This is a genomic window from Eikenella sp. HMSC061C02, assembly GCF_001809035.1.
GTDB classification, from domain to species: Bacteria; Pseudomonadota; Gammaproteobacteria; order Burkholderiales; family Neisseriaceae; genus Eikenella; species Eikenella corrodens.
This window is the reverse complement of sequence record NZ_KV795534.1, coordinates 1-4,251: the sequence shown is the minus strand read 5'-3', so window position 1 is coordinate 4,251 and position 4,251 is coordinate 1. Positions and strand designations below refer to the sequence as shown.

Here is a 4,251-nt window from a genome sequence, read left to right as displayed (position 1 = left end):
CTTTAAAATAAATTTTGCTTCCTAAGCCCCTAATCTAATTAGAAATTGTTTGCATTTTGCTCTGCTGCAAGGATATAATCGACCGAATATGAATTTTGTAAGGAGCGGCCGGCGATGCTGATTGCTTTTTTGATTATGCTGCGCGAGGGCATCGAAGCGGCTTTGATTGTGGGCATTGTGGCCGGCTTTTTGAAGCAGGGCGGCTATCGGCATATGATGCCGAAAGTGTGGCTCGGCGTAGTGCTGGCAGCGGCAATGTGCCTGTTTGCTGGTTGGTTTATTTATAAAAAAACAGGCGAAATTCCGCAGAAGCAGCAAGAGTTTGTGGTGGGCGTGATCGGCTTGGTGGCCGTGGCGATGCTCACTTATATGGTGCTGTGGATGCAGAAGGCGGCCAAGTCGATAAAGCAGCATTTGCAGCAGTCGGTGAGCGATGCGCTCAACCGCGGCAACGGGCATGGCTGGGCGCTGGTGGGCATGGCCTTTTTGGCGGTGGCGCGCGAAGGCATGGAGAGCGTGTTTTTCCTGCTGGCGGTGTTCAACCAAAGCCCCACGGCGGCCATGCCGCTGGGTGCAGTGCTCGGGCTGGCCGCTTCGGCTGTGGTGGGCTGGCTGATTTATCAGGGCGGGGTGCGCATCAACCTGGCGCGTTTTTTCCGCTGGACGGGCGTTTTCCTGATTTTTGTGGCCGCCGGCCTCACTTCCGGCGCGTTCCGCGCACTGCATGAGGCGGGCGTATGGAATGTGTGGCAGGTGAATCCGTTTGATTGGTCTTCGCACACGCCGCTGGATTGGTCGCACGTTTTGCATGAAGACAGCCCGCTGGGCGTGCTGCTCGGCGGTTTCTTCGGCTATACCGACCACCCGGTGTTGTCTGATTTTATTCTTTATTTCGCTTATCTGATTCCCGTGTTGTTTTTGTTTTTGCGCGGCAGCAAGCCGGTTGCCGCACCTTCCCAAACCAGCTAGTTTTTTGCATCTGAAAGGTTAAATTATGAAGAAACTGAATATTACCGCCTTGGCCGTATTGGCCGCTTTCGGCTTGGCAGCCTGCCAGCCGCCGGCCGCCGAACAGCCCGCCGCACCCGCTTCCGGTGCTTCCAGTGCTTCTGCCGCTTCCGGCGCAGCCGCCACTGCCAATGCCGACGGCAGCTTCAATATTGCGGTAAACGACCACGCCTGCGACCCGATGGAGCTCACCGTGCCCAGCGGCCAGGTGGTGTTCAACATCAAAAACAACAGCACCCGCAAGCTGGAGTGGGAAATCCTCAAGGGCGTGATGGTGGTGGACGAGCGTGAAAACATCGCCCCCAGCCTGAGCGACAAAATGACCGTTACCCTGCTGCCGGGCGAATACGAAATGACCTGCGGCCTGTTGAACAACCCGCGCGGCAAACTGGTGGTAACCGACAGCGGCTTCAAAGAAGCGGCCGGTGAAGCCAATATGGAAAAACTGGCCAAACCTTTGGCCGACTATAAAGTTTACGTGCAAAACGAAGCCGCCCAGCTGGTGACCAAAACCACGGCTTTCGTAGAAGCCGTGAAGGCCGGCCGCACCGAAGATGCCAAAGCCATGTTTGCCGACGTGCGTACCCACTACGAGCGCATCGAGCCGATTGCCGAGCTGTTTAACGAGCTCGACCCCGCCATCGACTCCCGCGCCGACGACTTCAAGCTCGGCGAGAAAGACGAAGGCTTCGGCGGCTTCCACCGCATCGAACATTCTTTGTGGGCACTCAATACCACCAAGGGCATGGAGCCCGTGGCCGACAAACTCCTGGCCGACGTGCAGAAGCTGAAACAGGAAATCGACATCCTCACCTTCCCGCCGAGCAAAGTGGTGGGCGGCGCCGCCACGCTGATTGAAGAAGTGGCAGGCAGCAAGATTACCGGTGAGGAAGACCGCTACAGCCGCACCGACCTGAGCGACTTCCAAGCCAACGTAGAGGGTGCGCAGAAAATCATCGAGCTGTTCCGCCCGATGATTGCCGAGAAAGACCAAGCCCTGTTGGATAAAACCGATGCCAACTTCAAACAGGTAACCGACATCCTCGCCAAATACCGCACCGAGAAAGGCTTCCAGCCCTACGACAAACTCAGCGAAACCGACCGTAAAAACCTGCAGGCACCGATTAACGCCTTGGCCGAAGATTTGGCTAAATTGCGCGGTATTCTCGGTTTGAACTAAATGCAAGCCATCGTGTTTGATTTAGTTGGATGAAAGATTTTCAGGTAGCCTGTATTCAGCATAGAGGCTACCTGAAAATTTATAGTGGATGAAAATCGCAATGCTACGGCGTTGGCTCGCCTAGATGTACTACCTGTACGCCTTGCGGATCGCCGCCTGGTATCATTTTTATTTTAATCCACTATAATCACTCATCAAAACAGCGTATATTGCCAAACAACCCATTCCTACTCCCGGCAGGAGAAAAACATGAGTCACAACGAACACCCCCAATCCCCGTCCAAACGCAATCTCTTCAAAGGCCTCGCCGTTGGTGCTGCGGCCGCCGGGCTGGCTGCCTGCGGTTTGAATAGCAGCGGCCAAGGTGGTGAAGGCGGTACAGCACAAAACGGCGGCAGCAACGCCGAGCACCATTCCGATCAGAGCTTCCCCTTCTACGGCACACACCAAGCCGGCATTACCACGCCCCACCAACAATTCGCCATCATGGCCGCCTTCGACGTGCTGGCTAAAACTCCCAAAGAACTCGAACACCTCTTCCGCGCCATCACTGCCCGCGCCGATTTCCTCACCAAAGGCGGCGAATTGCAAGACGGCGATTCCAAACTCCCCCCGCAGGGCAGCGGCATCCTCGGCAAGGTCATCAAACCCGACGGCCTCACCATCACGCTCAGCGTGGGCAACAGCCTGTTTGACGAACGTTTCGGCCTCGCTCCGCACAAGCCCAAGCATCTGCAGGAAATGAAAGACTTCCCCAACGACAAACTGCAGAGCGAATGGTGCGACGGCGACATCAGCATCCAAATCTGCGCCTTCAGCCCCGAAACCTGCCAAAACGCCCTGCGCGACCTGATTAAAAACACCGCTCAATTTGCCGTTATCCGCTGGAGCATCGACGGCTTCCTGCCCAAGGCCGAGCCCGGTGCGCTGGCCGCCCGCAACCTGTTCGGTTTCCGCGACGGATCCGGCAATCCCGATGTATCCAAGCCCGAAACCGCCGATGCTGTAGTGTGGAGCGGCGTGGCTGAAAACAGCAAAGACGAACCGGCCTGGGCCAAAAACGGCAGCTACCAAGCTGTGCGCCTCATCCGCCATTTCGTAGAATTTTGGGATAGAACACCGTTGCAAGAACAGCAAACCATCTTTGGTCGCGAAAAATACAGCGGCGCCCCGCTGGGCATGAAAAATGAAGGCGATATTCCCAACTACGCCTCCGACCCCGAAGGTAAAACCATGCCCACCGACAGCCATATGCGGCTTGCCAATACCCGCGATCCCGAATTCATGAAACGGCATTTGCTCTACCGCCGCCCCTTCGACTATTCGCGCGGCCTCTCCAAAGCCGGCCAGCTCGATGTGGGTCTGATCTTCATTTGCTACCAGGCCAACCTCGATGATGGCTTCATCTTCGTGCAGAAACTGCTCGACTTTGAGCCTTTGGAGGAATACATCAGCCCATTTGGCGGCGGCTACTTCTTCACCCTACCCGGCGCGGAGAAGGGTGGCTACCTCGGACAGAGCCTGTTGGCCAATGTGCTGGCGTGATTGAATGTACGGATAGCTTGTCCACAAAACGATATTGGCTTGAGCCTGGCTTGCAGCGATGCAAGAAAGCGGATGAGCCGTCCATACTTCGATATAGCCACTGAATATTTGAGGCTACCTGAAAAATGAAACCCGTCTGCTTGTGCAAACGGGTTTTGTCTTGTTCAGGTAGCCTCGGCGCACCGAAGCAATGTTTCATCTAAAGCAGGCCAACTTAACTTTCGCTACAGCGTTGGTTCTTCTTGCCATACTTCTGTCTGCCTGCTGCTCACTGACTTGTATCAAAAGTTCTGTTGGCTTGCTATATCAACCGAACAGGCTACCTGAAAGTGGAAATCCGTTTGGGGCTGTACTAGATTAGCCCTAAATTCCACACCACTCCCGCAGGATTTTAAGCTGTTGAGACGGTGTGCCGAAGTTAAATCGAAACTCACATTCTTTCAAGAACAGCGGGAAAGATTTGCGGTCGATTCCGTTGTATTTCCGTAAGACGCGTTTTGCCTGATTCCAAAAGTTCT

General features: G+C 55.1%; 3 protein-coding genes and 1 pseudogene. 3 read left to right on the top strand and 1 reads right to left on the bottom strand.

What is annotated here, in order from left to right:
* Positions 1-114 precede the first annotated feature (114 nt).
* The 3 genes from efeU to efeB all read left to right on the top strand — a co-directional run bounded on the left by efeU (position 115) and on the right by efeB (position 3,733).
* Positions 115-969 (top strand): iron uptake transporter permease EfeU, encoded by an 855-nt coding sequence (gene efeU / locus HMPREF2541_RS02410; protein WP_003823033.1) that lies wholly within the window; start codon positions 115-117, stop codon positions 967-969.
* Between the two features lie 25 nt (positions 970-994).
* Positions 995-2,188, top strand: coding sequence for an iron uptake system protein EfeO (gene efeO / locus HMPREF2541_RS02405; protein ID WP_003823032.1), 1,194 nt, complete (start codon positions 995-997; stop codon positions 2,186-2,188).
* A 249-nt stretch (positions 2,189-2,437) separates the two neighbouring features.
* A complete protein-coding gene (gene efeB / locus HMPREF2541_RS02400) occupies positions 2,438-3,733 on the top strand; it encodes an iron uptake transporter deferrochelatase/peroxidase subunit (RefSeq protein WP_035580114.1) in 1,296 nt (431 codons plus the stop codon).
* Between the two features lie 363 nt (positions 3,734-4,096).
* Here the strand turns inward: efeB and HMPREF2541_RS11830 are convergent.
* A pseudogene (locus HMPREF2541_RS11830) lies at positions 4,097-4,251 on the bottom strand (IS1595 family transposase); the annotation flags it as partial.

What these genes read in the sequence shown, in the direction of transcription:
- efeU (WP_003823033.1), top strand. Translation starts at nt 115, where the DNA reads ATGCTGATTGCTTTTTTGATTATGCTGCGCGAGGGCATCGAAGCGGCT.
- efeO (WP_003823032.1), top strand. Translation starts at nt 995, where the DNA reads ATGAAGAAACTGAATATTACCGCCTTGGCCGTATTGGCCGCTTTCGGC.
- efeB (WP_035580114.1), top strand. Translation starts at nt 2,438, where the DNA reads ATGAGTCACAACGAACACCCCCAATCCCCGTCCAAACGCAATCTCTTC.